Source organism: Agromyces cucurbitae, assembly GCF_058349945.1.
This window is the reverse complement of sequence record NZ_JBYRES010000005.1, coordinates 182,855-207,305: the sequence shown is the minus strand read 5'-3', so window position 1 is coordinate 207,305 and position 24,451 is coordinate 182,855. Positions and strand designations below refer to the sequence as shown.

Below are 24,451 nucleotides of genomic sequence, written 5' to 3'. Positions count from 1 at the left end.
CGCCGACATCGGGGGTGAGGCGCTCGGGGGAGCGGGGTCTCGGGGACAGTCGGCCGGTGGTCTCGATACGGCGCTTCGCGCCTACTCGACCGACCGGAACACCCCGCGCGCCTACTCGACCGACCGGAACGCCCGCGCCTACCCGACCGCCCGGGCGACCGGAGCGGGTACCGGCCGCACGGGCCCGAGCACGCCGACCCGCACGCCCGTGATGCGGGCGAGGGCCTCGAGGTCGCCCGCATCGTGGCGTTTGGCGGCGTGCGCCATGATCGCTGCGCACGCCTCGGCGTCGTCGAGCGCGTTGTGGTGCGAGAAGTCCTCGAAGCCCGCGGCCATGGCGGCCGACGGCAGTCGGTACGAGTCGAGGTGGTAGGTCTTGCGGGCGACCTGCAGGCTGCAGAGGTAGCGGTGCGCCGGCGTCTCGAGCTCGAACGCCTCGCTCGTCTTGGCGATGACGCCCATGTCGAACGTCGCGTTGTGCGCGACGAGCCAGTCGTCGCCCGTGAAGTCGCGGAACTCGTCGAGGCGCGCCGCCCAGTTCGCGGCATCGGCGACCATCTCGGGCGTGATGCCGTGGATGCGGATGTTCCACTCGTTGAACTCGTCGTGCGGGAACGGCGGCCGCAGCAGCCAGTACGCCCGGTCGACGACCCGTCCGTCGCGCACCTTGACGAGGCCGACCGAACAGGCCGAGGCGCCAGAGGAGTTCGCGGTCTCGAAATCGATGGCGGTGAAGTCCACGGGCATGCGGGCATCGTCGCACGGCCCGCCGACGGTTGACGGATGCCTCGCCGCGGGCATGGAATGGGGACCATGAATCCCCTCGGACCGGAGAACGAGCATGCCGCGCGATCGTTCGGCTCCGCGGCATCCGTCTATCACGCGGCCCGGCCCGGGTACCCGGCCGAGGCCGTCGCCTGGCTCGTCGGCGATGCGAGGCGCGTGCTCGACCTCGGGGCGGGCACCGGCAAGCTGACCCAGGTGCTCGTGGAGCTCGACCGCGAGGTGATCGCCGTCGATCCCGTCGAGGAGATGCTCGACGAGCTCGAGATCGCGGTGCCCGGGGTGCCGCGCATCCTGGGCACGGCCGAGGACATCCCGATCGAGGACGACGCGGTCGACGCGGTCGTGGTGGGGCAGGCGTGGCACTGGTTCATCCCCGAACGTGCCGTGCCCGAGATCGCACGCGTGCTGCGCCCCGGCGGCGTGCTGGGCCTCGTCTGGAACAGCCGGGACACGAGCGTCGGCTGGCTGCACGAGGCGGGCGAGATCATGCACGAGCGACACGACGCGAGCGCGAGCTTCGAGGGCTACGTGCGCATCGGCGCGCCGTTCGGCCCGATCGAGGAGCGCACGGTCGCCTGGTCGGCGACGATGAGCCGCGAACGGTTCCTCGACCTCGTGCGCTCGCGCTCGTACTTCATCACGGCGAGCCCCGACGAGCAGCGCGACACGATCACGAGGCTCGAGGAGCTGCTGGCGCGGCATCCCGATCTGGAGGGCCGCGACGAGCTCGAGGTGCCGTACCTGACCCGCTGCTTCCGCGCGCGGCTCGCCTGACGCGCATCGCTGCGGCCGGATGCCTCATGGCCGGCGCCGTTCGCGGCGATCAGGCCGCCGCGGCCGCGAACCTGCCGAGCACGAACTCCCATCCGGTCACGTAGCGGTCGCGCACGTCGCCGTCGCGGCGCTTCACCCACCCCGTGTGCACGAGCGTGAGCGTGCACCCGTCGCCCTCGGCCGCGAACGTGACGGCGACGTCGGTCGCCTCCTCGGGGCCGAGCGAGGGATGCCACGTGAACGCGAGCCCGTGCGGCGGATCCCAGCGGGTGAGCGTGCCCCACACGCTCGTGGTGCCGTCGCGCTGCGTCTCGACGATGAGCCCGCCGACCCGGCCGTCGATCGCGAGGCCGACCGCATCCTCGTGGCCGGTCGAATGCGTCGCGAGCGGCCACCACTCGACGATGCGCTCGGTGAACAGCTCGAACGCCCGGTCGGGCGCGAGGGGCACGTGCACGGTCTTGACGATCGCGTCGTCGTACGGGTCGGTCCCGTCCATGATGCCGTTCTGGTCCAGGTCGGCTGTCTCGTTCACGATGACTCCTTCGATTCGCGTTCCGCCGCCTCGGCGAAGCGGGAGAGTGCGGCCGACCAGAACTCGTCGAGCCAGCCCCGCAGCGCCGTGGCGCCGCGGTCGTCGAGGCGATAGATGTTGCGCGTGCCCCGCGCGTCGTGCGCGACGAGCCCGCTCGTCGCGAGCACGCGCAGGTGCTGCGACACGGCAGGCCGGCTCACGGGCAGTCGCTCCGCGAGCTCGCCGACCGAGAGCGGCCCGGCCGTCGCCAGCAGCTCGACGATGCGCCGCCGGGTCGTGTCGCCGAGGGCGTCCAACACTTGGTAAGCCTCCACGAACCGTAAGTTACTACTTACCAAATACGACCGCAAGGGTGTCTGTCGGGCGTTCGGCGCGGGCGCGCGGCATCCGCCCCGCCTCGCACCCATGAAGCGGTCGGCTCGGGACCGGTACGATAGACCCCCGTGGCACTCACCATCGGAATCGTCGGTCTCCCGAACGTCGGCAAGTCGACCCTCTTCAACGCCCTCACCAAGAACCAGGTGCTCGCGGCGAACTACCCGTTCGCGACGATCGAGCCCAACGTCGGCGTGGTGAACCTGCCCGACCCGCGCCTCGAGCAGCTCGCCGCGATCTTCGGCTCCGAGCGCATCCTGCCGGCCGCCGTGTCGTTCGTCGACATCGCCGGCATCGTGCGCGGCGCGTCGGAGGGCGAGGGGCTCGGCAACAAGTTCCTCGCGAACATCCGCGAGGCCGACGCGATCGCGCAGGTCGTGCGCGGGTTCAGCGACTCCGACGTGGTGCACGTCGACGGTGCCGTCGACCCCAAGGCCGACATGGAGACGATCAACACCGAGCTCATCCTCGCCGACCTCGAGACCCTCGAGCGCGCCATCACGCGCTACGAGAAGGAGGTCAAGGGCAAGAAGCTCGACCCCTCGGTGCTCGCCGCGGCGAAGGAGGCGAAGGAGGTGCTGCAGGCCGGCACCCCGCTCTCGGCCTCGAAGGTCGACCTCGCGCCCATCAAGGAGCTCGGCCTGCTCACGGCCAAGCCCTTCATCTACGTCTTCAACGTCGACGAGGAGGTGCTCACCGACGCGGCGAAGAAGGCCGCACTGGCCGAGCTCGTCGCACCCGCCGAGGCCGTGTTCCTCGACGCGAAGATCGAGTCGGAGCTCATCGACCTCGACCCCGAGGAGGCGGCCGAGCTGCTCGCCTCGACGGGTCAGGAGGAGTCGGGCCTCGACCAGCTCGCGCGCGTCGGCTTCGACACGCTGGGCCTCCAGACCTACCTCACGGCCGGCCCCAAGGAGTCGCGGGCGTGGACGATCCGCAAGGGCGACAAGGCCCCGCAGGCGGCGGGCGTCATCCACACCGACTTCGAGCGCGGCTTCATCAAGGCCGAGGTCATCTCGTTCGCCGACCTCGTCGAGACCGGTTCGGTCGCCGAGGCGCGCGCGAAGGGCAAGGCCCGCATGGAGGGCAAGGACTACGTCATGCAGGACGGCGACGTCGTGGAGTTCCGCTTCAACGTATAAGTTTCAGCGCCGTCAGGTGTGCCAACGGGTCGACACCGCATGCTGCGGTAGGGCTCAAGACATCTGCGGCTGAGCGTGGATTGACTACTCTTGCGCCATGGTCCAGGCTGATGTTTGGTCGTTCTACGAATCGCTCGGTGACAGCGATCGGAGTGATCTGTCTCCGTTGGAGCAGTCGGTCGCGGCGGTGTGCGATCTGCGGCAGGAAGTCAACTCAGGTGGCTTCGATGTCTACTTCCGCTATTGGGGCGGCAACACCGCCCCAATCGCACTGAGCGGCCTCGAAGCCCTTCTGGGGACGGAGTGGATGCTCCTTCTCAAGGACGCCATGGCGCTTCTCGGTCCGACCTACCCTCAGGAGCAGGCGCGACGTGAGGAGTTGCTGGACGAACTTGGGCTGGATGAAGAACTCGACGCTTGCGATAACCGCTTCTACGAACTGGAAGCGTCGACCGACACTGACGTGAGATTGAACGCCGCCCTTGCAAGCTGAAGCGGAATGCCGAACGCCGACGTAACTCGATGGAGTTCCGCTTCAAGGTCTGAGCCAGGCCGTGCCGAAGGCCGTCCGGCTGGTTGTTCGGTCAGTCGCTCGCCGGGGGAGTCCGTGCGAACCCGGCGAACCGCTCGACCACGAGCACACCGGCGCCTCCGAGCATCGCGGCCTTCTGTTCGAGCATCTCGCGGGCGCGATCGCTGATGGACCCGTAGACCTCGATGCCCGTAAGGGTAATCAGTTCCGCGAGCCTGCGGAACTCCTCCCGGCCGACCTCCAGGTGCAGTTCGAGCGAGGTGCAGTCGGGGTGTACGGCGGTGACCGTCATCCGCTCCGAGCCCTCGTCGAAATGGAAACCGTATGCGATGAGGCGCGGCTCGAGCCGCTCGATGACGCCGACGAGCCGCTCGACTCCCGCCTTGAGCTCATCGAGGCGACCGTCGTGTACGTTCGCGTGGTCGATATAGACGATCAACTCAGCGTCGAGAGGGCCGGGGCGACCGTGCATATGCTCACGGTACCCCGCGCGAATCGGCGGCGGACGAATGCGCGGACGAATGTTCGCAGAGAGGACCTCATGACCGACACCCTGCCCCGCTGCCCCGAGTGCTCGAGCGAGCACACCTATGAGATGGGGGCGCTGCTCGTGTGCCCGATGTGCGGGCACGAGTGGGCGCCCGGCGACGTCGATGCGGATGCCTCGGCCGATTCCGACGCGCGGGTGATCACGGACGCGGTCGGCAACGTGCTCGCCGACGGCGATACCGTCACCGTGGTCAAGGACCTCAAGGTCAAGGGTGCATCTGGCACCATCAAGGTCGGCACCAAGGTGCGCGGGATCCGGCTCGTCGACGGCGTCGGCGACCACGACCTCGACGGCAAGGTCGACGGCTTCGGTCAGCTGCAGCTGAAGTCGAGCGTCGTCAAGAAGGTCTGACGCGCGCCGAGCGCGTCGCGGGCGGCCGTCACTCGGCGGCCGGCAGCGCCGGGTGGTCGCTCGGGTAGACGCCGACCGCGAACCCGTAGACCGTCTCGCCCGACCGCGGCAGCCGGTCGAACTCGTCGACCAGCTCGGCCATGCGGCGCCAGAACTCGGAGGCCTGCTGCTCCGAGATGCGCGCGTGCCGGATGAACCCCCACAGGCGGCCCTGCTCGAACGCCGTCGCCGACTCGCGCGCGGCGACCTCGAAGTCGTTGAAGTCGCGGGGTGCCTCGGCGCCGGCCGACGTCGGCTCGGCCGCCACGAAGAACATGCGCGCGGTGCGCCCGTAGAAGCGCTCCTCGATCGCGCGCACCCGGCGCGTGCGAACCACCCGCAGCAGGCCGTTGTCGACGAGCACGTCGACGTGGTGCGCCACCGTGCTCTTGGGGCGCCCGACGGCCGTCGCCAGCTCGGTCACGGTCGCAGCGCGTTCGTGCATGAGCTGCAGGATCGTCGTGCGCAGCGGGTGGCCGATCGCGCGCACCTGCGCCGGCTCGGTCAGCGCCAGGCGATCGGCGAGCTCGTAGTCCGGAGGGTTGTCCGCCATGACCGAACAGACTAGCATTCTCGAATGATCCAGAACATTCGATCAATCGACGAGGGGCGCCGCTGACATGGCCGAAGTACTGCTGTACCACCACATCCAGGGCCTGACCGATGGGGTCGAGGCCTTCGCCGAGGACCTTCGGCGGGCCGGCCACACGGTGCACGCGCCCGACCTGTTCGACGGTCGTACCTTCGACAGCATCGAGGAGGGATTCGCGTACGCCCGCGAGACGGGCTTCGAGGTGATCCGCGAGCGCGGCGCGGCCGCGGCCGCGGAGCTCGGCCCCGAACTCGTCTACGCCGGGTTCTCGTTCGGCGTGACGATCGCACAGCGGCTCGCGCAGACCCGTCCGGGTGCCCGCGGGGCGCTGCTCATCTACTCCTGCCTCCCGGTCGACGAGTTCGGGGAAGCGTGGCCGGAGGGTGTGCCGGTGCAGATCCACGGCAAGGAGGGCGACGAGTTCTTCGACGAGGACCTGCCGGCCACGCGCGAACTCGTCGCCGCGACGAGCGAGGCCGAGCTGTTCGTCTACCCCGGCGACCAGCACCTCTTCGCCGACTCCTCGCTCGACGCGTACGACCCCGAGGCGGCGGCGCTGCTCGCCGAGCGGGTGAAGGCGTTCCTCGCCGAGGTCTGAGCCGAGCACGTGCACGGGCACGGGCACGGGAATCGTGCGACCATGTCGAGGTGACCCTGCCCACGCCCACCCTGCACACCGAACGACTGCGACTGCGTCCCTTCGCCGAGGCCGACGCCGACGACCTCTTCGCCCTGAACAGCGATGCGCACGTGCTGCGCTACTGGGACTCCCCGCCGTGGACCGACCGATCGTCGATCGAGCGCTTCATGGCCGGCTGCCGGCGGATGGCGGAGGAGGGCAGCGGCGCACGCGTCGCGATCGAGCGCACGGACGACGGCGCCTTCGTCGGCTGGGCAACGTTCAACAGCTGGAATCCCGATTTCAAGAGCGCGTCCCTCGGCTACTGCTTCAGGCAGTCGTCGTGGGGGCGCGGGTATGCGACGGAGTCGGCCCGAGCGCTGCTCGGGTGGGCGTTCGACGCACTCGACCTCAACCGCGTCCAGTCCGAGACCGACACCCGCAACGTGGCCTCCGCCCGGGTGCTCGAGAAGCTCGGCTTCGAGCGCGAGGGCACGCTGCGCGAGGACTGCATCGTCAACGGCGACGTGTCCGACACGTGGGTGTACGGCCTGCTGCGGCGCGACTGGGAGCGCTGAACGCGCGAGCGGCGAGGCGGCTCAGGCGGCCGCGAGCTCGGACGCCGCGTCGAGCGCGAGGGCCGCGGCACGGCGCCCCTCGGCGATGAGGCGCGGGGCGTCCGACATCGTCCATTGCGCCATGCCCTCCATCTCGGGCTGGACGAGCACGACCGAGGGATCGCGCACGAGGTCGGCGGTGCGGCTGACCGTGCGCATCATGCGCACGTTCTCGAACTTCGCGTGCAGGCGCACGACGATGACCCGCGACGCGCCGAGCTCGCGTGCAGCGGCGAACGGCACGTTGTCGACCATTCCGCCGTCGGCGAGGAGGGCGCCGTGGCGACGCACGGGTGCGAGCAGGCCCGGCACCGCGATGGTCGACCGCAGCGCGACGCTCAGCGGCCCGTGATCGACGGTCACCGCGCGACGGGAGCGGAGGTCGGTGGCGACCGCGCCGAACCGGCGCGGGAGCTGCTCGATGAGCGGATCGCAGCCGAACACGCGTCGCACGCCGTCGTCGATCGCGCGCGAGTCGAGCAGGCCGAGTCGCGGGGCGAACGACCAGCGGGCGATCTCCCGCCAGCGGAACGCGAGGGCGACGCGTTCGATCTCGGCCGGGTCGAAGCCCGCCGCGTAGGCGGCGGCGATCAGGGCGCCCGAGCTCGTACCGACGGCGATGCCGGGGCGGATGCCGCGGTCCGCGAGCTCGTGCAGGACACCGATATGCGCTGCACCGAACGCGGCGCCGCCGCTCAGTGTGAGGCCGAGGGCAGGGTCGTCGCTCGCGGTCACGTACGGTTCTCCGATCTGTCTGCGGTCGACCGTAACGTGCCTGCGTGCGGCGATGCTGTGCGCCCGCGGTGAGAACCCTGAGCGGCTGGGTGACAGCGGGCGCCCCGCGTCACCCGCGCGCGTCAGACCGTGGTGCCGTCGCGCGGGGCGGCGTCGCGTCGAGTGTCGTCGTCGGTCGTGCCCGCTGTGGCCGGGCGCGCTTCCTCGTCCGCCGCGGTCGCATCCCCGGTCGGTCCGGCGACCCGATCATCTCGCACGGTGGACCGATCACGACGACCGGCCTCCGCATCGCCGTCCGCGTGCCGCCCGCGCATCGCCTCCGCGGGCACGTCGGGGTCGACCTCGGCCGCCTTGCGCGCCTGTGCGTCGGCCTTCTCCTGGAACGCGGCCGCGTGTTCGGCCCGTTCGGCTCCCTCGCGCTCGAGTCGCTCCGCCTCGAGGCGTGCGCGCTCGGCCGATGCCTCCGCCTCGGCGGCGCTCGCCTGGGCGGCGAGCCGGTCGGCGTCGGCCTGCGAGGCCGCGGCGGCCTGTTCGCGGGCGATGCGTTCGGTCTCCTCGGACTTCTCCCGCAGCTTCGCCGCGCGCCGGCGATCGGCGTCGGCCTTGGCCTGCTCGCGGCGCCGCGAGTTGGCCCAGACGACGACCGCCACGATGATCGCGATCACGACGATCGCGACGATGATCCAGATCCAGATGCTCGTATCCATGAGTGCGTTCCACCCTTCCGGCGACAGCACCATTCAACGGTCCGGCGTGCTCCGGCGGCAGGGGGTTGTGCCGAACGCCGATGTCTGCGTCGCCCCCTAGGTTTGGACGGAGGAGGTCGCATGGGAACGTCGACGGTACGAGCGCGCTACGCCGCGCGGGCGCGCGAGTACACCGAGCTCCTGGGGTCGATCGACGACATGGCCGCACCCGACCGCGACCTGATCGCGCGCTGGGCCGAAGCGGTCGACGGTCCGGCCATCGACGCCGGCTGCGGCCCCGGGCACTGGACGCAGTTCCTCCACGAGCACGGGGTCGACGCCGTCGGCGTCGACCTGGTGCCCGCGTTCGTCGACGGAGCCGCGCGCCGATTCCCCGACGTGTCGTTCCGGCTCGGCGAGCTGGGGTCGCTTCCGGTCGAGGATGCCTCGCTCGGCGGCATCCTCGCCTGGTACTCGGTCATCCACACCGAGCCCGAGGGCGTGCCCGCGATCCTGGCGGAGTTCGCACGCGGCATCCGGCCCGGCGGAACGCTGCTGATGGGCTTCTTCGAGGGCCCGCGGCTCGAGCCGTTCGACCACGCCGTGGTCACCGCGTACTTCTGGCCCGTGCCCGAGATGACCGAAGCCCTCGACGCGGCGGGTTTCGACGTCGTCGAGACCCATACCCGCACCGACCCGGGTCATCGGCCGTACGGCGCGATCCTCGCTCGGCGGCGCTGAGCCCCGCTGCTCAGCGTCCTTGCCGCTTCTTGTACGGTTTCGGCTGACCCTTCACGATGGGGGCGCGACCCTTGCCCTTCGAAGCCTTCGCCTTGCCACCGGCCTTCGCGCGAGGTTGCGCCGCGGGTGCCGGCGCCGCGTCGATCTCGGCGCGGGCCTCGGGCAGGAAGGCTGCTCCGAGCTCGGTCAGACGGGTGGGGTTCTGACGCGTGAACAGGGCGCCGCCGAGCTCGGTCTCGAGCTTCTCGATCGAGGAGTAGAGCGACGCGAGCGGGATGCCGAGCGCCTCGGCGGCGCGCGGGAAGTGCAGCTCCTCGGCGACGGCGACGAATCGCCGGAGCAGGGTGACGTTCACGGGGAGCCTTTTGTTCGTCCGCGCGACGACGCGGCCGTGTTCAGGGTACGTCAACCGTCCGGCGGGCGCTCCTCGGGCTCGTCGGGGACTCGCCCGCCGGCCTTGCCGTCGATGCGCGCGACCGGATAGGAAGGGAGTCATGCTGCGAGGCGCGAAGATCGGGCTCCGGGCCCGGCACGACGACGACATCCCGGTCCTGCTGGCGGAGCTCTACGACGACCCGATCAACGCGGCCCGTGCGGAGGGCCGGCCGTGGCGACCGCTGACGCCCGGCACGAAGGACCGCCGGCTCGTCGTCGACGAGTCGGCCGAGGGCCTGGTGCAGTTCTCGGTCGTCGAGGTCGAGGGCGAGAGGCTGATCGGGTCTGCGACGTTCTGGGGCATCGACAACCACAACCGCATGGCCCATCTCGGCCTCGGACTGCTGCCGTCGACGCGCGGCAAGGGGTACGGCACCGACGTCGTGGCGACGCTCTGCACGTACGGCTTCGCGTTCCGCGGCATGCACCGGCTGCAGATCGAGACGCTCGCCGACAACCACGCGATGCTGCGCGCGGCCGAGCACAACGGCTTCGTGCGCGAGGGCGTGCTGCGCTCGTCGGCGTGGGTCGTCGACGAACACGCCGACGAGGTGATCCTCGGTCTGCTCGCCGACGAGTGGCGGCGGGCGCAGGGGCAGGGGTAGGGCGCAGGGGGAGCGGTCGGCGTCGCGCGACCGTCAGACGCGGAGCGCCGCCTCCTCGCGGAGGCGCGGCTCGACACGCTGATCGGGGCGCACGCCCGACTTGTCGGCGTAGAACTCGCGGATGCGGTCCATGTCGGCCGCGACATCCCCGGTCAGGTCGATCGTCGGGCCGAGGCCCGTCGTCATCGTGGTGCGATCGACGTAGCCCAGGGTGACGGGCATGCCGGTCTCGCGGGCGATGCGGTAGAAGCCCGACTTCCAGTATTCGTGCGCACCGCGGGTGCCGTCGGGGGTGACGACGAGGCCGAAGACCTCGCCCGCGCGTACCCGCTCGACGACCTCGGCCACGACCCGGCTCGGGTCGGCGCGATCGACGGGGATGCCGCCGAGCGCACGCATGATCGGCCCGCGCCAGCCGGCGAACAGGCTCTTCTTGCCGAGCCAGCGCACGTCGATGCCGAGGCGCCAGGCGATGCCGAGCATGAGCACGAAGTCCCAGTTCGAGGTGTGCGGCGCGCCGATGAGCACCGAGGGACGGTCGGGAGCGGGCTCGCTCCGGAAGGTCCACCGGCTCACGGCCCAGTAGACGCGGGAGACGAGGCGACGCAGCATGCCGCAACCGTATGCGATCGCATATGGCCCCAGCGGCATGCGGTCGCAGGTCGTGCGGCTGACTAGGGTTGTCCGGTGACCGCAACACTCGTGGCCCAGGGCCTCGCCGGGGGATACGCCCATCGCACGCTGTTCGACGACCTCGACCTCACGGTCGCACCGGGCGACGTCGTCGGCGTCGTCGGCGCGAACGGCGCAGGCAAGTCGACGCTGCTCGGCATCCTCGGCGGGGCGATCACGCCCCTCGCGGGCACCGTCTCGCTCGCGCCGTCCGACGCGTTCGTCGGCTGGCTGCCGCAGGAGCACGAGCGCGTCGAGGGCGAGACGATCGCGCAGTACGTCGCCCGGCGCACGGGTTGCGCCGAGGCATCCGCCCGCCTGGATGCCGCGGCAGAACTGCTCGCCGCGACCTCCCCGCCCGCCGGAGTCGACCCGGCCGAGGAGTATTCGGTCGCCCTCGAACGGTGGCTCGCCTCCGGCGCCGCCGACCTCGACGAGCGGCTGCCCGCCGTGCTCGCCGAGCTCGGGCTCGCGGTCGGCGACGGGGACGCGTCGGATCGCGAGGCCGGCGCCGGCCACGCGATCACCGCCGACTCGCTCATGACCGGCCTCTCGGGCGGGCAGGCCGCCCGGGTCGGACTCGCCGCGCTCATCTGCTCGCGCTTCGACGTCGTACTGCTCGACGAACCCACGAACGACCTCGACCTCGACGGGCTCGCCCGGCTGGAGGCGTTCGTCGCGGGCCTGCGCGGCGGCGTCGTGCTCGTGAGCCACGACCGCGAGTTCCTCGCGCGCACCGTCACCAAGGTGCTCGAGCTCGACCTCGCCCAGCACTCGAACCGGGTCTACGGCGGCGGCTACGACGCCTACCTCGAGGAGCGCGAGACCGTGCGCCGCCATGCGCGCGAGGACTACGAGGAGTTCGCCGCCAAGAAGGCCGACCTCGTCGCGCGAGCCAGGGTGCAGCGCGAGTGGTCGAGCCAGGGCGTGCGCAACGCGATGAAGAAGTCGCCCGACAACGACAAGATCCGGCGCAAGGCCTCGATGGAGTCGAGCGAGAAGCAGGCGCAGAAGGTGCGTCAGATGGAGAGCCGCATCGCCCGCCTCGACGAGGTCGAGGAGCCGCGCAAGGAGTGGAAGCTCGAGTTCACCATCGGGCGGGCGCCGCGATCGTCGTCGGTCGTGGCGACGCTCGACGCGGCCGCCGTCACCCGCGGCGACTTCACCCTCGGGCCGGTCTCGCTGCAGGTCTCCGCGGGCGACCGCATCGGCATCACGGGGCCGAACGGCGCCGGCAAGTCGACCCTGCTCGGCCTGCTGCTCGGCCGCATCGCCCCCGACGCGGGCCGTGCGAGCCTCGGTTCGTCGGTCGCGATCGGCGAGATCGACCAGGCACGCTCGCAGCTCGCGGGCCCGACGCCGCTCGCCGACGCGTTCGAGGCCCTCGTGCCCGAGTTCAGCTCGGGCGAGGTGCGAACCCTGCTCGCGAAGTTCGGGCTCAAGGCCGACCACGTGCTGCGGCCCGTCGACGACCTGTCGCCCGGCGAGCGCACCCGCGCTGGCATGGCGCTGCTGCAGGCGCGCGGCGTCAACGTGCTCGTGCTCGACGAGCCCACGAACCATCTCGACCTGCCCGCGATCGAGCAGCTCGAACAGGCGCTCGAGGGTTACGACGGCACGCTGCTGCTCGTGACCCACGACCGCCGCATGCTCGAGCACGTGAACCTCGACCGGCGCTGGCACGTCGACGCGGGGCGGGTCGCCGAGGCCTGAGGCGGCCACGAGCGCCGCGCAGGGATGCAAGACCGACGAGGCGCACGACACAAGCAGGATGTGCGCGGAGCCGGGAAGGCATGGATCATGAGGGCCGTGGTTGCGGCCACCCTCGTGATCTGGTTCGCGGCCGCCATGGCCGCGGGACGCTGCGGCGGCATCGGCGGTTACGACGACGACGTCCGGCAGCGCGGCATCGAGGCGACCACCGGTGAGGGGCCCGGAGCAGAGGCGATACGACGCCTCGGCCCCGCCGCGGCACCGATCTCACTCGGCGTGTCGGCGGGTTCGACGACGGCAGGCCGCGCGGTCGGCGAACCTGCCGCCGACGACTTCGTCACGACGTACGGACCACCCTACGGCGGCGCACGGCTCTCGTTCGGCTCGTCGATCCTCTCGCCGGAGGCTGGCGAGGCGCCCGTCTACGGCAACGACAGCGGGGCCGAGACGAGCGTCGACGGCGTGGCCGCGCTCGCGAGCGCGCTCGGCCTCAGCGGTGAACCGCGGCCGCACGACGGTGTGTGGGTCGTGGGCCCCGACGACGAGAGCGGGCCCCGCCTCACCGTCGACGACGGGACCTGGCCCGGCTTCTCCTACGTCGACCCGCTCATCGATCCGTACTCCTGCCCGGACGAGGACGGCATCGAGATTCCGTGCGCGCCGACGGGCGACATCCCCACCGCGCGCGACGCGATCCATGCGCTGCGCGCTCTCGTCGTCTCGACGGGCCGGGACCCGGAGGACTTCGAGTTCGACTCGGTGACCTCCGACGGCGAGAGCGCGATGGCCCGCTCGGCCGAGGCACGGTTCGTCGTCGACGGCCGGGCCACCGACCGATCGTGGCACATCGAGTTCACTTTCGACGGGATCGTCAGCGCCTGGGGCGCACTCGCACCGGTCGACCTCCTCGGCGAGGTCGAGATCGTGAGCGAGCAGGAGGGGCTCGAACGGCTGGCCGAACCGCGATTCGGTCCCGAGCGCACCGTCATCCCGCCGCGGCCGCCGCATGTCGTGCACGAAGGGCCGGCGAACTGGATGCCGCGCACCGAGCCGCCCGCGCTGCCGCGCCCGGGCACCGTAATCGACTGGCCGGTCGAAGCGGTCGAGATCGTCGGCGTGCGGCTCGTGCTCGGCACCGAGACCCTCATCGACGGGCGCACGATGCTCGTCCCGAGATACGAGTTCACCGATGCGAACGGAGGCGAGTGGGAGGTGATCGCGATCGCGGAATCGTACCTCGAATACCTCCGAGCCACGGAGTAGGGCGCGAGTCGATCCGAGCGTGCAAGACTCGCAGCAGCGGCGACACATACCGGATGTGGAGAACACCAACGCCGTCGTCGATGCCGACCCGACCGAGGGAGTGCCGATGCCTCTGAGCGCCGACACGGATGCGACACCCGACGACGCGCCTCCCGCGGACGCCCCCCGCGACGATGCCGCATGGTTCACCCGACTCGTGCGCGAGCACTCGACCGCGCTCGTGCGCTACTTCGCCCGCCGCGGCCCGCGGCAGGACGCGGAGGACCTCGCCGCCGAGGTGTTCGCGACCGCGTGGCGACGGCGCGACGACGTGCCGCGCGGCGCCGAGCTGCCGTGGCTCTACCGCACGGCCGGATTCACGCTCGCGAACCACCGTCGAAAGCACGTCGACCTCCCGGTCGAGGACGTACCCGAGGCCGGTGCCGCCCGCGTCGCCGACGACCCCGAGCTCAGTGCGCTCTTCGACGCCGAGCTGCGCGGCGCGCTCGCGAGCGTGGGGGAGCGGGACCGGCGCATCCTGCTGCTGCACGCGTGGGAGGGGCTCGACGGCGAACAGCTCGCGCAGGTGCTCGGCATCTCCAGGTCGGGCGCGGATGCTGCGCTCTCACGCGCTCGCAAGCGCCTCCGTGAGGCGTGGGGCGAGCGGCTGACGTTCTGAGACGGGCGCCGATCGCGGACCGCGGTGCCCGCGGTGCAAGGTCCGGCGGGGCGGCGACATATCCGATGTGTACCCACCACGGAGGCTGAGCGACATGAACGACGACCGCGAACGAGACCCGAACAGCGCTGACGAGCGCGGGCCCGACGGCGCCCTCGAGCGCGAGGTGCCGGCCGGCGAGGCATCCGACCCCGTGGCACTGCTGCGCGCAGCCGACCCTGCCGCGGGGATCGACCCGCGCGAGGGTTTCGCCGACGAGGTCGTAGCCGGCGTGCTGGCCGACACCTCGGAGCCGGTCGTCGCCGCCGCGGGAGCAGGGGACGCCGCGCCCGGCCGTGGCGATGCCGCCGCGGTCACCGACCTCGATGCCGAACGTTCGCGCCGCAGGCCGAAATGGATCGCCATCGCCGCCGTGGCCGCCTCGCTCGCGATCGTCGGCGGCGCGGGCTATGCCGCCGGCGCAGGGCTCAACGGCCCCTCGACGCTCGCCGGTGCCGCCGCGCCGCCCATCTCGCTGCCCGGAGGAGGCGGAGATGAATCGACCGGAGCCGCCGACCGGCCGATGACCGAGCAGATGCCGGCGGCGGGCGGCACGTTCGACGCCACCGGCAAGATGGCCGCCGACGCGTCGTACCCGTACGGCTTCGGGTTCGGCCGCAACGTCTTCAGCGCATCGGGGCTCGCGACCGAGGCCGGCAGCGCGGGCGGCTACGGGTACGACGCCCGTTCCGTCTCGAACGCCGAGACGGTCGGCGCGCTCGCCGCGGCGCTCGGTGTCGAGGGGACCCCCGACCTCAAGGACGGCTCGTGGGTCGTCGGGCCGCAGGACGGCACGGGGCCGTCGGTGTCGGTGGGCCTCGACGGAACGCTGAGCTTCTGGTTCATGAATCCGGTGCTCGACCCCTGGGCGGAGTGCAACAAGCTCCTCGAGGGGGCGACGACCGAGCCGGCTGCACCGGTCGAGCCGTGCGAACCCGCCGTGCCCGACCTGCCGAGCGACGCGGCCGCGATCGATGCGCTGCGTGCGCTCATCGGCTCGGTGGGTCGCGACCCCGGCGATTTCGAGTTCACGAGCGACGACGACGTCGAGGGTGCGTTCACCCGATCCGCGCAGGCGTGGCCGGTCGTCGACGGGCAGCGCCTCGACCAGGCGTGGTCGATCGAGGTCACGAACCAGGGCACGTACAGCGCGAGCGGCGCCCTCGCACCGATCGTGAGCCTCGGCGAGTACGACGTCGTGAGCGAGCAGGAGGCGTTCGAGCGTCTCTCCGACCCCCGTTTCGGCGCCCAGATGACGGCCATGCCGTACCTGGCGGCCGAGGGCGATTCGGCGACGAGCGATTCGGTCGCGGCGCCCGAACCGTACGTGCCGCCGACCGAACCGCCCGCCACCCCGGCCGATGGCACGGCCGTCTCGTGGCCGGTGAACGAGGTCGAGATCGTCGACGCCCGACTGGGGCTCGCGAGCCAGTGGCAGCCCGACGGCAGTGTGCTCGTGGTGCCGGCGTACGAGTTCACCGACGCCGACGGCGGAACCTGGTCGATCATCGCGGTCGCCGACGCGGAGCTCGACTTCTCCGCCGAGTAGCGGCCGGCTCGATCGAGGGCGGCCCGCGGCAGTCGATGCTGGCGGGCCGCCCCTTCGGCGTGCAAGGCTGGGCGCATGCCCGAGTCGCCAGAGGTGCAGGCGCTCGCCGACGAACTCGACGAGCGACTCCGCGGTCACGAGGTCACGGCGGTCGACGTCGTCGAGTTCCGCACCGTCAAGACGCGCACCGAGCCGCCGTCGGCGCTCGTGGGCGAACGCGTCGCCGGCGTCGCCCGCCACGGCAAGCTGCTCGACGTCGAACTGACCGGTGCGCACCTCGTGGTCTCGCTCGGACGGCACGGCTGGGCGCGCTACGCGTCCGACGAGCCGGCGGATGCCTCGGGCGATGACCGCCCGCCGGCGCTCGCGATCCTCGAGTTCGACGACGGCACCGTGCTCGAGTTCACCGACGCAGGCGACTGGGTCTCGCTCGGGCTGTGGGTCGTCGACGACCCGGTGGCGGTGCCCGCGGTCGCCAAGCTCGGCCCCGACCCGGCCGACGAGCAGTTCACGCGCGCAGATTTCGACGCGGCCGTCGCCGGGCGCCGCAAGCAGGTGAAGGCCGTCCTGCAGGAGCAGGAGTCGCTCGCAGGGATCGGCAACGCGTACTCCGACGAGATCCTGCACACCGCGAAGCTGTCGCCGGTGGGGCATGCCGCAGCGCTCGACGAGGCCGCCCTCGACGACCTCTACGCGAGCACGGTCGGGGTCGTGATCGGTGCGATCGACGCGAGGCGCGGCGTGCCGATCGACCGGCTCAAGGCCGAGAAGGTCGCCGCGATGCGCGTGCACGGCCGGGCGGGCGAGGAGTGTCCCGTGTGCGGTGACACCGTCCGCGACTTCACCTTCGCGAGCACGACGGCGCAGTACTGCCCGACGTGCCAGACCGGCGGCGAGATGCTGCCGCTGCGCTCCGGCGGGTAGCCGCACGGGCTGTCCTCGACCTTCCGTCGACCGACCAGTCCTCATAGACTGCGAGGTGCGAACGTCGGTCGGGGGACGCCGTCGCAACATGACGTCCTCGCGACCGGGGAGGGGGACGTCGCATGGTCCGGAACGCATGGGGCCTGACGGCCGGATTGGCGATCACCGTTTCGGTGATCCTCGGCGGGGTGTCTCCCGCCTTCGCCGGGAGTGGTCTTCGCGAGGCCGTTCCCGGCACCGACGTGCCATCGACCGCGGTGCCGGCGACGCCGGCTCCGGCCACCGAGGCACCCGCCACCGACTCGCCGTCGACCGATCCGCCGGCGACGGAGCCGCCCGCGACCGAGCCGCCGGTGACCGAGCCGCCCGCGACCGCGCCGCCGGCGACCGAAGCGCCCGTCACGGAGCCCCCCGCGACGGAGCCGCCGGTGACCGAGCCGCCGACGACGGAGGCGCCGGTCGAGCAGCCCGAACCGACGGACGCCCCGCAGCCCGAGGGATCCGATCGGTTCTCGGCAGCCGCCGCGACCTCGGTCGTGCCGTTCCCCACGGGCGTGCAGCGCCTCGCGGGCGCCGACCGCTACGAGACCGCGGTCGCCGTCTCGAACCGGTTCGAGCCGAACGTGCCCGTCGTCTACGTCGCGACGGGCACCGGATTCGCCGACGCGCTGAGCTCGGCTGCGGCGGCCGCCCACCTCGGCGGACCGCTCCTCCTGACGCTCCCCGACGCGCTGCCGTCCGTCGTGCGCGCCGAGCTCGTGCGGCTCGCTCCGAAACGCATCGTGGTCGCGGGCGGCGACGCCGCAGTCGGTGCGGCGGTCTACCGCGAACTCGCGAAGCTCACGCCGGCCATCGCACGGGTCAGCGGGCGCGATCGCTACGAGACCGGCGAGCGGCTGGCCGCGGATGCGTTCGGCACCGCGAGGCAGGCGTTCGTCGCGACCGGACGCGACTTCCCCGATGCACTGGCCGCGTCGGCGGCGGGCGGGGCGATCGGCGCGCCCGTGCTGCTCGTCGACGGCATGGCGACGACGTTGAGGGCCTCGACGGCCTCGGTGTTGCACAAGCTCGGTGCCGGCACCGTCCGCATCGCCGGCGGGACGGGCGCCGTCAGCCCCGGCATCGCGAAGCAGCTCGCCGCGAACGGGTTCGGCGTCGTGCGACACGATGGCGCCGACCGCTACCTGACGGCGGCGGCGATCAACGAGGCGGTGTTCGGCGTGAGCCCGACCTCGGGGCGCGACGCCTACCTCGCCACGGGCGCCGACTTCGCCGATGCGCTCGCAGGTGCGACCCTCGCCGGCGTCACCGGCGATCCGATGTACCTCACGCAGCGCACGTGCATCCCGCACCCGGTCTGGGTGGCCCTCGGGCAGCTCGCCCCGCCCACGCGCGTGATCATCGGCGGAACGGCCGTCGTCGGCGAGCAGGTCGCCGAGAACACGCCGTGCGCGATCGTCTGGGCGAAACCCGCCTCTGGGCGGATCACCGACGTGTTCGGTCCGCGCGACCCGATCTGCACCCCGAGCGGCTGCACCCAGTCGATCCATCGGGGCGTCGACATCGGCACCGGATGCAACGCGCCGATCTACGCGGCCTCCGGCGGACGGGTGAGCACGGCGGCCTGGGTCGGCACGTACGGCAACTTCGTGAAGATCGCGCACGGCTCGGGCATCGACACGGGATACGCGCACCTCGTGAACGGCGGCGTGCTCGTCAAGGTGGGGCAGCTCGTGCGCGCCGGCCAGCAGATCGGCTGGTCGGGCATGACGGGTGCGGCGACCGGCTGCCACCTGCACTTCGAGGTGTACCAGAAGGGCGTGCAGATCGACCCCGTGCCGTTCATGCGGCAACGCGGCATCACGCTCGGGTGACGGCGGCGACCGCGGAGCAGCGCGTCAGGCGGCGAGCGGTGCGTGGCCGCCCACCCGCACCCGGCTGATCGCCTCGGGGGCCGCGGTGAACCGGCCCGGCCGGCCGTCGGGTGTGAGGTACTGCACGCGGATGCCGCGCCCGACGCGCGTGATCTTCGTCACCTCGTAGGCGCGGTCGGCGGAGCTCACGAGCATGTCGCCGACGTGCAGCTCGCGGGTCTGCCGCAGTTCTGTGACCTCCATGCTGAGATGTTCTCAGCACCCACCGACATCGCCGTCAGTCGGTCAGTACGTCGGAGAGCGCCGCGAGGATGGGCGCCCGCCCGAGCTCGATATGGGCGTAGGCCAGGGATGCCGCGAGCGCCGCGTTGCCCGCGAGGAGGGCGTCGTGGATGCGCTCGTGCTCGTGCGTCTGCTCCTCGTCGCGCGCCTCGTGCGTCAGCCGGAAGACCCATTCCATCCGGCCGAGCATCGGCTCGAGGCCGCGCACGAGCAGCCCGTTGCCCGAGAGGCGCACGATCTCGGCGTGGATGCGCAGGTTCGCCGAGACGCCCGCCGGCTCGTCACCGGCCGAGAACCGCTTCTGCGACTGTTCGAGGAGCCGGCCGAGCCGGTCGGGCACGGCGAGCCCCTGCTCGATGCGCCGCGCGGCCCGCCCCGTCGCGAACGGCTCGATGCAGAGCCGCGCGTCGAAGAGCTCCTCGAGGTCTGCGCGCGTGAACAGCCGCACGACCGCCCCGCGGCGCGGCTCGGTGACGACGAACCCCTCGGACTCGAGCCGCTGCAACGCCTGTCGCACGGGCACCCGCGACACCTCGTACCGGTCCGACAGCTCGCGCTCGATGAGCCGGCTGCCGGGGCGGGGGTCGCCGGTGATGATCGCCTGCAGGAGCGCCCGGTAGACGACGTCGGCGAGCGCTTCATCGGTGCGGTGGGTCATGGCGGGTCGTTCTCGGGTCGTCGCTGCGAGGGTGCGCGATCTCGGGGCGGTCGGGCGATGGCGGATGCCGCGTCGGCGGCGGCCTCAGCCGGCGACCGGGAACACCGGCGGGAACAGCTCGTCGGGCGACCCGTGCCGTGCGTCGCGGTCGGTGTAGCCGGCGCGCAACTTCGCGAACAGGGCCTTCGTGTCGGCGCGCACGGCGTCGAGGTCGACGCCGGGCAGGCTGCCGTCGCGCATGACGACCCGGCCGCCGACCATCGTGAGGCACGCGTCGCGCGCCGTGCCGTTGAGCACGAGGGTGCGGATCGGGTCCTCGACCGGCCCCATGCGCACGTCGTCGAGCCGGAACGCCGTGAGGTCGGCGGTGGCGCCGACCGCGATGCGTCCGAGGTCGGGTCGGTGCAGCGCACGTGCGCCGCCGAGGGTCGCCGCCTCGACGTAGGCCGCGAGGTCGCCCTTCGAGAGGTCGCCGTGCTGCACCTTCGCCGCCGACACGCCCGTGTCGATGCCGCGGATGAGGTCGGGCGGGAACGAGTCGGTGCCGAGCGCGAAGTTGACGCCCGCGTCGCGGTAGTGCGCGAAGTCCCAGAGCTCGGCCCCGTAGCGGGCGTTCGTGAGCGCGCAGTGCACGATCGAGACCCCGGCCTCGACGAGGCGCGCCAGGTCGCCGCGGTCCTCGCCGTGCACGCCGGGGTTCACGTCGATCACGACGCCGTGCGGCACGATGACCCGGTCGTGGAGGAGCCCGTGCGCCTCGAGGTGGTCGAGCGGCGTGTGCCCGTGGTGCGCGATGACGTACTCGCGCTCGAACTCGCCCTGCAGCGCGTGGATGCGCACGAGCGCATTCCGCTCGTCGGCCGCGGCGGCCGTGGCCTCCATGAGCTCGGGGGAGAGGGTCTCGATGCGGCACGGCAGGAAGACGCCGGTCAGCAGCGGGTCGCCGAGCTCGCGGATGCGGTCGACGAACCGGATCGCGTCGGCGAGGCCCGCTCGACCCTCCTCCTCGATGAAGCGGATGTCGCGGGCGCCGGCCTCGTCGACGACGGGCACGCCCGACCGGTACGAGGGCCCGAGGAACCCGCGCATGCCGATCCGGCTCGAGAACTCGGCCATCGCGAAGAAGTCGTCGGCCGACTCGGCCCAGGCCGAGTGCACCTCGGAGGCGATCGGCATGTAGCTCGTGATGCCGTGCAGCGCGAGCTGCACGAGCGCGATCTCGCGGATCCGGCGGCGCTCGGCCTCCGTGAACACGTGCGCACGGCGGCCGAAGTACTCGCTCGACCACTGGAGCCGCGGACCGTCCTCGCCGCTCGACCAGGAGTCGAGGATCAGGTGGTCGATGTCGGTGAGGGCATCGAGGTCGATGAGTCCGGGCATCAGGAGGCTCTCGCCGAGGTCGATGCGCTCGTCGAACCCGAGGTCCCGGGCGCCGGCGGCGGCGCCGGCGTAGACGATGCGAGCGTCGTCGGCGACGACGGCGCCGTCTCGGATCTCGACGTGGCTCGTGCCGTCGAAGGCGAGCAGGTGATCGGCGGTGATCAGCGTGCGCACGGGTTCCCTTTCGCAGGAATGTGAACATTTGGTATCCAAAAACTACCGAGTCGTCACGGCAGCGGCAAGTTCGAAGTTTTCGTCGCCGACGAGGCATCCGCGCCGAATTCAGCATTGACCGGCGAGTTCACGGCCGAAATGGCCCCTGAAAGTGGGTCGGATGTGGAACGTGATATTCCACCGGGCTTGCGCTCCGTCAGATTTGGTATACAGTTTTGCCGACCGAACCCCGACCCTTCAAGGATGATCGTGACGGATACACAGGTGGCGGCGACCCCGACCGCGCAGACCGCCGGCAGCGACCCCCAGGCGCTCATCGGCGCACCGGCACCCGCCGCGCCGCGCGACGGCGAGCCGAAGGCCGAGATCGCGACCGGGCGCACACTGCTCGGCACGGCGTGGCTGCGCATCAAGCGGAGCCCGGTGGCACTCGCCTCCTTCGGCGTCGTCGTGGCGATCGTGCTCTTCGCCGTGCTCGCCCCCGTGCTCGTCGCGATCGAGGGGCAGGACCCGTTCACGACCCGCACCGGGCCCGACGTGCTCGACAACTTCATGACCCCGGGGCTCCCGCTGCCGGGCTACATGTTCCCGTCCGCCGAGCACTGGCTCGGCGTCGAGCCGGGGCTCGGCCGCGACCTCTTCGCGCGGCTCGCCTACGGCGCCCAGGTCTCGCTCGTGATCGCCCTGCTCTCGACGCTCGTGTCGGTCGTGCTCGGCACCGTGCTCGGTGCGGCAGCGGGGTTCTTCGGCGGCAAGGTCGACATGATCATCAGCCGCACGATCGACCTCTTCCTGGCGTTCCCGCACCTGCTGCTCGTGCTGTCGCTCACGCCGATCCTCGCCTCGCGACTGCGCGACACCCCCTTCGGCACCGGCAGCTTCGTGCCGATCGCCTCGCTCGTGCTCATCCTCGGCTTCTTCGGCTGGGCGTACCTCGCCCGAGTCGTCCGCGGCCAGGTGCTCAGCATCCGCGAGCAGGAGTACATCGAGGCCGCGCGCTCCTACGGCGCCTCGTACCGCTCGATCATCTTCAAACAGGTCATCCCCAACGTGCTCGGCGTCGTGCTCGTCTACGCGACGATGCTCATCCCCGCGAACATCTCGGCCGAGGCGGCGCTCTCGTTCCTCGGCGTCGGCGTCAAGGACCCGACCCCCTCATGGGGCCAGATGCTCAACGCCGCCCAGGCCGGCAACTGGTACCTCAGCGACCCGTGGTTCCTCATCGTCCCGGGCACGGCGCTCGTCATCACCGTGCTCGCGTTCAACCTGCTCGGCGACGCCGTCCGCGACGCGCTCGACCCCAAGGCGTCGCGCGACTGAGCGCGTTCCCCGGCCGGCTCCACCACCGTTTCCCGTCCCGCACCGCACCACCCACGCAAGGAGAGTCATGAAGTTCCGCAGTTCCCTGATCGTCGCGGCCACGATGGCCGTGGCGCTCGCCGTCACCGGTTGCACCGCCGGCGGCGCGCCGAGCGGCCAGCCGTCCGCCGGCAGCAGCGACGACCCGTACGCCGCGCGCATCGTCGAGCCCGGCTTCACCGAGCCCGGCGGCAACGTCAACGTGCTCATGTCGAGCGACTTCATGACGCTCGACCCGGGCAACAGCAACTACGTGCAGACCGCCAACGTCGGCCAGCTGTACTACCGCACGCTCACCATGGCGAAGGAGACCGCCGGGCAGCCGCCGGCCATCGTCGCCGACATGGCCACCGACACGGGCAGCGTGTCGGAGGACGGCCTCACCTGGACGTACACGCTCAAGGACGGCCTCACGTACGAGGACGGCACGCCGATCACCTCGGCCGACGTCAAGTACGGCATCGAGCGCACCTACGCCCGCGACGTCTACACGCAGGCCCCGCAGGAGCTCAACTCGGCGCTCGACTCCGACGACTATACGGGTCCGTACTCGGGCGGCGAGCTCACCGCGGTCGAGACGCCCGACGAGCAGACGATCGTCTTCCACCTCAAGCAGCCGAACCCCGACTTCCCGGCGCTCGTCTCGCGGTCGAACACCGCGCCCGTGCCCGAGGCGAAGGACACGAAGCTCGACTACACGAACCACCCGATCTCGTCGGGCCCCTACATGATCGAGAGCTACGACCGAGGCCGCGAGCTGAAGCTCGTGCGCAACCCCGAGTGGGACCCGGCGACCGACGAGAACCGCACGGCGCTGCCCGACACGTTCACCTTCTCGCTGTCGACGGCGCAGGCGACGATCAGCCAGCAGCTGCTCGCCGACACCGACCCGACCGCCATCACGCTCGACTCGAACGGCGCGCTGCAGGCGTCCGACACCGCGCGCCTGACCGAGGCCGGCATCGCCGAGCGCACGGCCGCCGGCATCCTCGGCTGCACCGACGTGCTCAACTTCAACACCGAGACGATCACCGACACCGACGTGCGCAAGGCGCTCGCGCTCGCCATCGACCGAGCGGCGATCCAGGTGCAGTACGGCGGCGCCCGCTTCGGCAAGATCACCAACTCGTACCTCAACGACAGCCAGGTCGGCTACGTCGAGGAGACCACCGACCTCGACCCCGCGGGCGCCGCGAAGCTCGACGAGGCCAAGGCGCTGCTCGAGGGCGAGGACGTCCCCGCGACGCTCACCTACGGGTACTCGAACGCGACCGACCGGTACAAGAACCTCGGCACGGTGCTGCAGCAGAACTTCAAGGAGCTCGGCATCGACCTGCAGATGACCGCGATCCCCGCCGCGAACTACTACACCGTGCTCGCGAGCGACGAGATGCCCGACATCGCCCGTGCCGGATGGTGCGGCGGCGCGGCGTCGGGCTCGACCCGCACGACGGTCGACCCGAACATCGGGCCGAGCCTCGACGGCACCACCTACGGCTTCAGCAACATCTCGCGGTTCCACGACCCCGGGATCTCGCAGAAGATGTACGAACTGCGCGACACGAACGGCACCTCCGAGGAGATCAACACCGCCTGGTCGGAGCTCTACAACGAGGCGATGGAGAGCTACCCCATCGTGCCGCTGATCCGCACGTTCACGAACAGCGTCGTCGGATCGGACATCCGCAACGCCCAGGTCGGCTACTTCTTCGGCAGCATCGACCTCTCCACCGTCGGCGTCGAGCAGTAACGACGCGCTCCACTCACGCATGAAAGGGCGGGGCCGGCCGCG

28 protein-coding genes are annotated in these 24,451 nt (G+C 71.4%); 16 read left to right on the top strand and 12 right to left on the bottom strand.

Going from position 1 to position 24,451, the window contains the following annotated elements; all coding sequences use genetic code 11:
* Positions 1–138: 138 nt before the first annotated feature.
* Positions 139–747, bottom strand: a complete 609-nt coding sequence (locus AC3RJ6_RS18135) for a 3'-5' exonuclease (protein ID WP_491428533.1) — start codon at positions 745–747, stop codon at positions 139–141.
* Positions 748–813: 66 nt separating this feature from the next.
* Between AC3RJ6_RS18135 and AC3RJ6_RS18130 the strand changes: the two genes are divergently transcribed.
* Positions 814–1,560: a class I SAM-dependent methyltransferase gene (locus tag AC3RJ6_RS18130; RefSeq protein WP_491428532.1), complete on the top strand. Its 747-nt coding sequence runs from the start codon at positions 814–816 to the stop codon at positions 1,558–1,560.
* A gap of 49 nt (positions 1,561–1,609) precedes the next feature.
* Here AC3RJ6_RS18130 and AC3RJ6_RS18125 read toward each other — a convergent pair whose 3' ends face one another.
* Both AC3RJ6_RS18125 and AC3RJ6_RS18120 read right to left on the bottom strand, forming a co-directional pair.
* Positions 1,610–2,095, bottom strand: coding sequence for an SRPBCC domain-containing protein (locus AC3RJ6_RS18125; RefSeq protein WP_491428531.1), 486 nt, complete (start codon positions 2,093–2,095; stop codon positions 1,610–1,612).
* Positions 2,092–2,394 carry an ArsR/SmtB family transcription factor gene (locus tag AC3RJ6_RS18120; RefSeq protein ID WP_491428530.1) on the bottom strand — a complete coding sequence of 101 codons (303 nt, stop codon included), beginning with the start codon at positions 2,392–2,394 and terminating at the stop codon, positions 2,092–2,094. The genes AC3RJ6_RS18125 and AC3RJ6_RS18120 overlap by 4 nt, the downstream gene beginning before the upstream one ends.
* Before the next feature lie 144 nt (positions 2,395–2,538).
* On the opposite strand from AC3RJ6_RS18120, the gene ychF reads away from it, so the two are divergent.
* Both ychF and AC3RJ6_RS18110 read left to right on the top strand, forming a co-directional pair.
* Entirely contained in the window at positions 2,539–3,612 is a 1,074-nt protein-coding gene (gene ychF, locus AC3RJ6_RS18115) for a redox-regulated ATPase YchF (protein ID WP_491428529.1), read from the top strand.
* 97 nt (positions 3,613–3,709) lie between these two features.
* Positions 3,710–4,105 (top strand): DMP19 family protein, encoded by a 396-nt coding sequence (locus AC3RJ6_RS18110; RefSeq protein WP_491428528.1) that lies wholly within the window; start codon positions 3,710–3,712, stop codon positions 4,103–4,105.
* A gap of 91 nt (positions 4,106–4,196) precedes the next feature.
* On the opposite strand, the gene AC3RJ6_RS18105 is transcribed toward AC3RJ6_RS18110, so the two are convergent.
* Positions 4,197–4,616 (bottom strand): hypothetical protein, encoded by a 420-nt coding sequence (locus AC3RJ6_RS18105; RefSeq protein ID WP_491428527.1) that lies wholly within the window; start codon positions 4,614–4,616, stop codon positions 4,197–4,199.
* 69 nt (positions 4,617–4,685) lie between these two features.
* On the opposite strand from AC3RJ6_RS18105, the gene AC3RJ6_RS18100 reads away from it, so the two are divergent.
* Entirely contained in the window at positions 4,686–5,045 is a 360-nt protein-coding gene (locus tag AC3RJ6_RS18100; protein ID WP_491428526.1) for a zinc ribbon domain-containing protein YjdM, read from the top strand.
* A 28-nt stretch (positions 5,046–5,073) separates the two neighbouring features.
* Here the strand turns inward: AC3RJ6_RS18100 and AC3RJ6_RS18095 are convergent, their stop codons facing one another.
* Positions 5,074–5,637, bottom strand: a complete 564-nt coding sequence (locus AC3RJ6_RS18095) for an ArsR/SmtB family transcription factor (RefSeq protein WP_491428525.1) — start codon at positions 5,635–5,637, stop codon at positions 5,074–5,076.
* A gap of 67 nt (positions 5,638–5,704) precedes the next feature.
* Here AC3RJ6_RS18095 and AC3RJ6_RS18090 point away from each other — a divergent pair, with 67 nt between their 5' ends.
* Together AC3RJ6_RS18090 and AC3RJ6_RS18085 are read left to right on the top strand one after the other, a co-directional pair.
* Positions 5,705–6,274 carry a dienelactone hydrolase family protein gene (locus tag AC3RJ6_RS18090; RefSeq protein ID WP_491428524.1) on the top strand — a complete coding sequence of 190 codons (570 nt, stop codon included), beginning with the start codon at positions 5,705–5,707 and terminating at the stop codon, positions 6,272–6,274.
* Positions 6,275–6,324: 50 nt separating this feature from the next.
* Positions 6,325–6,873, top strand: coding sequence for a GNAT family N-acetyltransferase (locus AC3RJ6_RS18085; protein ID WP_491428523.1), 549 nt, complete (start codon positions 6,325–6,327; stop codon positions 6,871–6,873).
* Positions 6,874–6,894: 21 nt separating this feature from the next.
* Here AC3RJ6_RS18085 and AC3RJ6_RS18080 read toward each other — a convergent pair whose 3' ends face one another.
* Complete coding sequence (locus tag AC3RJ6_RS18080) at positions 6,895–7,647, bottom strand: patatin-like phospholipase family protein (RefSeq protein WP_491428522.1); 753 nt, start codon at positions 7,645–7,647, stop codon at positions 6,895–6,897.
* Between the two features lie 122 nt (positions 7,648–7,769).
* Positions 7,770–8,354, bottom strand: coding sequence for a hypothetical protein (locus tag AC3RJ6_RS18075; RefSeq protein ID WP_491428521.1), 585 nt, complete (start codon positions 8,352–8,354; stop codon positions 7,770–7,772).
* A 120-nt stretch (positions 8,355–8,474) separates the two neighbouring features.
* Here AC3RJ6_RS18075 and AC3RJ6_RS18070 point away from each other — a divergent pair, with 120 nt between their 5' ends.
* Positions 8,475–9,074 carry a class I SAM-dependent methyltransferase gene (locus AC3RJ6_RS18070; RefSeq protein ID WP_491428520.1) on the top strand — a complete coding sequence of 200 codons (600 nt, stop codon included), beginning with the start codon at positions 8,475–8,477 and terminating at the stop codon, positions 9,072–9,074.
* Between the two features lie 10 nt (positions 9,075–9,084).
* Here AC3RJ6_RS18070 and AC3RJ6_RS18065 read toward each other — a convergent pair whose 3' ends face one another.
* Positions 9,085–9,429, bottom strand: coding sequence for a LysR family transcriptional regulator (locus AC3RJ6_RS18065; protein WP_491428519.1), 345 nt, complete (start codon positions 9,427–9,429; stop codon positions 9,085–9,087).
* 139 nt (positions 9,430–9,568) lie between these two features.
* Here AC3RJ6_RS18065 and AC3RJ6_RS18060 point away from each other — a divergent pair, with 139 nt between their 5' ends.
* Positions 9,569–10,114 carry a GNAT family N-acetyltransferase gene (locus AC3RJ6_RS18060; RefSeq protein WP_491428518.1) on the top strand — a complete coding sequence of 182 codons (546 nt, stop codon included), beginning with the start codon at positions 9,569–9,571 and terminating at the stop codon, positions 10,112–10,114.
* Between the two features lie 33 nt (positions 10,115–10,147).
* On the opposite strand, the gene AC3RJ6_RS18055 is transcribed toward AC3RJ6_RS18060, so the two are convergent.
* Positions 10,148–10,726 (bottom strand): 1-acyl-sn-glycerol-3-phosphate acyltransferase, encoded by a 579-nt coding sequence (locus tag AC3RJ6_RS18055; RefSeq protein ID WP_491428517.1) that lies wholly within the window; start codon positions 10,724–10,726, stop codon positions 10,148–10,150.
* Between the two features lie 75 nt (positions 10,727–10,801).
* Between AC3RJ6_RS18055 and AC3RJ6_RS18050 the strand changes: the two genes are divergently transcribed.
* The 6 genes from AC3RJ6_RS18050 to AC3RJ6_RS18025 all read left to right on the top strand — a co-directional run bounded on the left by AC3RJ6_RS18050 (position 10,802) and on the right by AC3RJ6_RS18025 (position 18,806).
* Positions 10,802–12,499: an ABC-F family ATP-binding cassette domain-containing protein gene (locus tag AC3RJ6_RS18050; protein WP_491428516.1), complete on the top strand. Its 1,698-nt coding sequence runs from the start codon at positions 10,802–10,804 to the stop codon at positions 12,497–12,499.
* An 87-nt stretch (positions 12,500–12,586) separates the two neighbouring features.
* A complete protein-coding gene (locus AC3RJ6_RS18045; protein WP_491428515.1) occupies positions 12,587–13,762 on the top strand; it encodes a hypothetical protein in 1,176 nt (391 codons plus the stop codon).
* A gap of 55 nt (positions 13,763–13,817) precedes the next feature.
* On the top strand, positions 13,818–14,420 hold the full coding sequence (locus AC3RJ6_RS18040; RefSeq protein ID WP_491428514.1) for an RNA polymerase sigma factor: 603 nt from the start codon (positions 13,818–13,820) through the stop codon (positions 14,418–14,420).
* A gap of 94 nt (positions 14,421–14,514) precedes the next feature.
* Positions 14,515–16,008, top strand: coding sequence for a hypothetical protein (locus AC3RJ6_RS18035; RefSeq protein WP_491428513.1), 1,494 nt, complete (start codon positions 14,515–14,517; stop codon positions 16,006–16,008).
* A 75-nt stretch (positions 16,009–16,083) separates the two neighbouring features.
* Complete coding sequence (locus AC3RJ6_RS18030; RefSeq protein WP_491428512.1) at positions 16,084–16,932, top strand: DNA-formamidopyrimidine glycosylase family protein; 849 nt, start codon at positions 16,084–16,086, stop codon at positions 16,930–16,932.
* Positions 16,933–17,054: 122 nt separating this feature from the next.
* A complete protein-coding gene (locus AC3RJ6_RS18025) occupies positions 17,055–18,806 on the top strand; it encodes a cell wall-binding repeat-containing protein (protein WP_491428511.1) in 1,752 nt (583 codons plus the stop codon).
* Positions 18,807–18,830: 24 nt separating this feature from the next.
* Here AC3RJ6_RS18025 and AC3RJ6_RS18020 read toward each other — a convergent pair whose 3' ends face one another.
* The 3 genes from AC3RJ6_RS18020 to AC3RJ6_RS18010 form a co-directional block, all read right to left on the bottom strand.
* Complete coding sequence (locus tag AC3RJ6_RS18020; protein ID WP_491428510.1) at positions 18,831–19,049, bottom strand: hypothetical protein; 219 nt, start codon at positions 19,047–19,049, stop codon at positions 18,831–18,833.
* 34 nt (positions 19,050–19,083) lie between these two features.
* On the bottom strand, positions 19,084–19,746 hold the full coding sequence (locus AC3RJ6_RS18015) for a GntR family transcriptional regulator (protein WP_491428509.1): 663 nt from the start codon (positions 19,744–19,746) through the stop codon (positions 19,084–19,086).
* Between the two features lie 84 nt (positions 19,747–19,830).
* Positions 19,831–21,300 (bottom strand): chlorohydrolase family protein, encoded by a 1,470-nt coding sequence (locus AC3RJ6_RS18010; RefSeq protein ID WP_491428508.1) that lies wholly within the window; start codon positions 21,298–21,300, stop codon positions 19,831–19,833.
* 249 nt (positions 21,301–21,549) lie between these two features.
* Between AC3RJ6_RS18010 and AC3RJ6_RS18005 the strand changes: the two genes are divergently transcribed.
* Both AC3RJ6_RS18005 and AC3RJ6_RS18000 read left to right on the top strand, forming a co-directional pair.
* Complete coding sequence (locus AC3RJ6_RS18005) at positions 21,550–22,620, top strand: ABC transporter permease (RefSeq protein ID WP_491428507.1); 1,071 nt, start codon at positions 21,550–21,552, stop codon at positions 22,618–22,620.
* A 67-nt stretch (positions 22,621–22,687) separates the two neighbouring features.
* On the top strand, positions 22,688–24,409 hold the full coding sequence (locus AC3RJ6_RS18000; RefSeq protein ID WP_491428506.1) for an ABC transporter substrate-binding protein: 1,722 nt from the start codon (positions 22,688–22,690) through the stop codon (positions 24,407–24,409).
* Positions 24,410–24,451 lie beyond the last annotated feature (42 nt).

Bases quoted from the DNA above. Each gene is read 5' to 3' on its own strand.
- AC3RJ6_RS18135 (WP_491428533.1), bottom strand. From the start codon at position 747: ATGCCCGTGGACTTCACCGCCATCGATTTCGAGACCGCGAACTCCTCT.
- AC3RJ6_RS18130 (WP_491428532.1), top strand. From the start codon at position 814: ATGAATCCCCTCGGACCGGAGAACGAGCATGCCGCGCGATCGTTCGGC.
- AC3RJ6_RS18110 (WP_491428528.1), top strand. From the start codon at position 3,710: ATGGTCCAGGCTGATGTTTGGTCGTTCTACGAATCGCTCGGTGACAGC.
- AC3RJ6_RS18105 (WP_491428527.1), bottom strand. From the start codon at position 4,616: ATGCACGGTCGCCCCGGCCCTCTCGACGCTGAGTTGATCGTCTATATC.
- AC3RJ6_RS18100 (WP_491428526.1), top strand. From the start codon at position 4,686: ATGACCGACACCCTGCCCCGCTGCCCCGAGTGCTCGAGCGAGCACACC.
- AC3RJ6_RS18095 (WP_491428525.1), bottom strand. From the start codon at position 5,637: ATGGCGGACAACCCTCCGGACTACGAGCTCGCCGATCGCCTGGCGCTG.
- AC3RJ6_RS18090 (WP_491428524.1), top strand. From the start codon at position 5,705: ATGGCCGAAGTACTGCTGTACCACCACATCCAGGGCCTGACCGATGGG.
- AC3RJ6_RS18075 (WP_491428521.1), bottom strand. From the start codon at position 8,354: ATGGATACGAGCATCTGGATCTGGATCATCGTCGCGATCGTCGTGATC.
- AC3RJ6_RS18070 (WP_491428520.1), top strand. From the start codon at position 8,475: ATGGGAACGTCGACGGTACGAGCGCGCTACGCCGCGCGGGCGCGCGAG.
- AC3RJ6_RS18060 (WP_491428518.1), top strand. From the start codon at position 9,569: ATGCTGCGAGGCGCGAAGATCGGGCTCCGGGCCCGGCACGACGACGAC.
- AC3RJ6_RS18055 (WP_491428517.1), bottom strand. From the start codon at position 10,726: ATGCTGCGTCGCCTCGTCTCCCGCGTCTACTGGGCCGTGAGCCGGTGG.
- AC3RJ6_RS18045 (WP_491428515.1), top strand. From the start codon at position 12,587: ATGAGGGCCGTGGTTGCGGCCACCCTCGTGATCTGGTTCGCGGCCGCC.
- AC3RJ6_RS18035 (WP_491428513.1), top strand. From the start codon at position 14,515: ATGAACGACGACCGCGAACGAGACCCGAACAGCGCTGACGAGCGCGGG.
- AC3RJ6_RS18030 (WP_491428512.1), top strand. From the start codon at position 16,084: ATGCCCGAGTCGCCAGAGGTGCAGGCGCTCGCCGACGAACTCGACGAG.
- AC3RJ6_RS18025 (WP_491428511.1), top strand. From the start codon at position 17,055: ATGGTCCGGAACGCATGGGGCCTGACGGCCGGATTGGCGATCACCGTT.
- AC3RJ6_RS18020 (WP_491428510.1), bottom strand. From the start codon at position 19,049: ATGGAGGTCACAGAACTGCGGCAGACCCGCGAGCTGCACGTCGGCGAC.
- AC3RJ6_RS18015 (WP_491428509.1), bottom strand. From the start codon at position 19,746: ATGACCCACCGCACCGATGAAGCGCTCGCCGACGTCGTCTACCGGGCG.
- AC3RJ6_RS18000 (WP_491428506.1), top strand. From the start codon at position 22,688: ATGAAGTTCCGCAGTTCCCTGATCGTCGCGGCCACGATGGCCGTGGCG.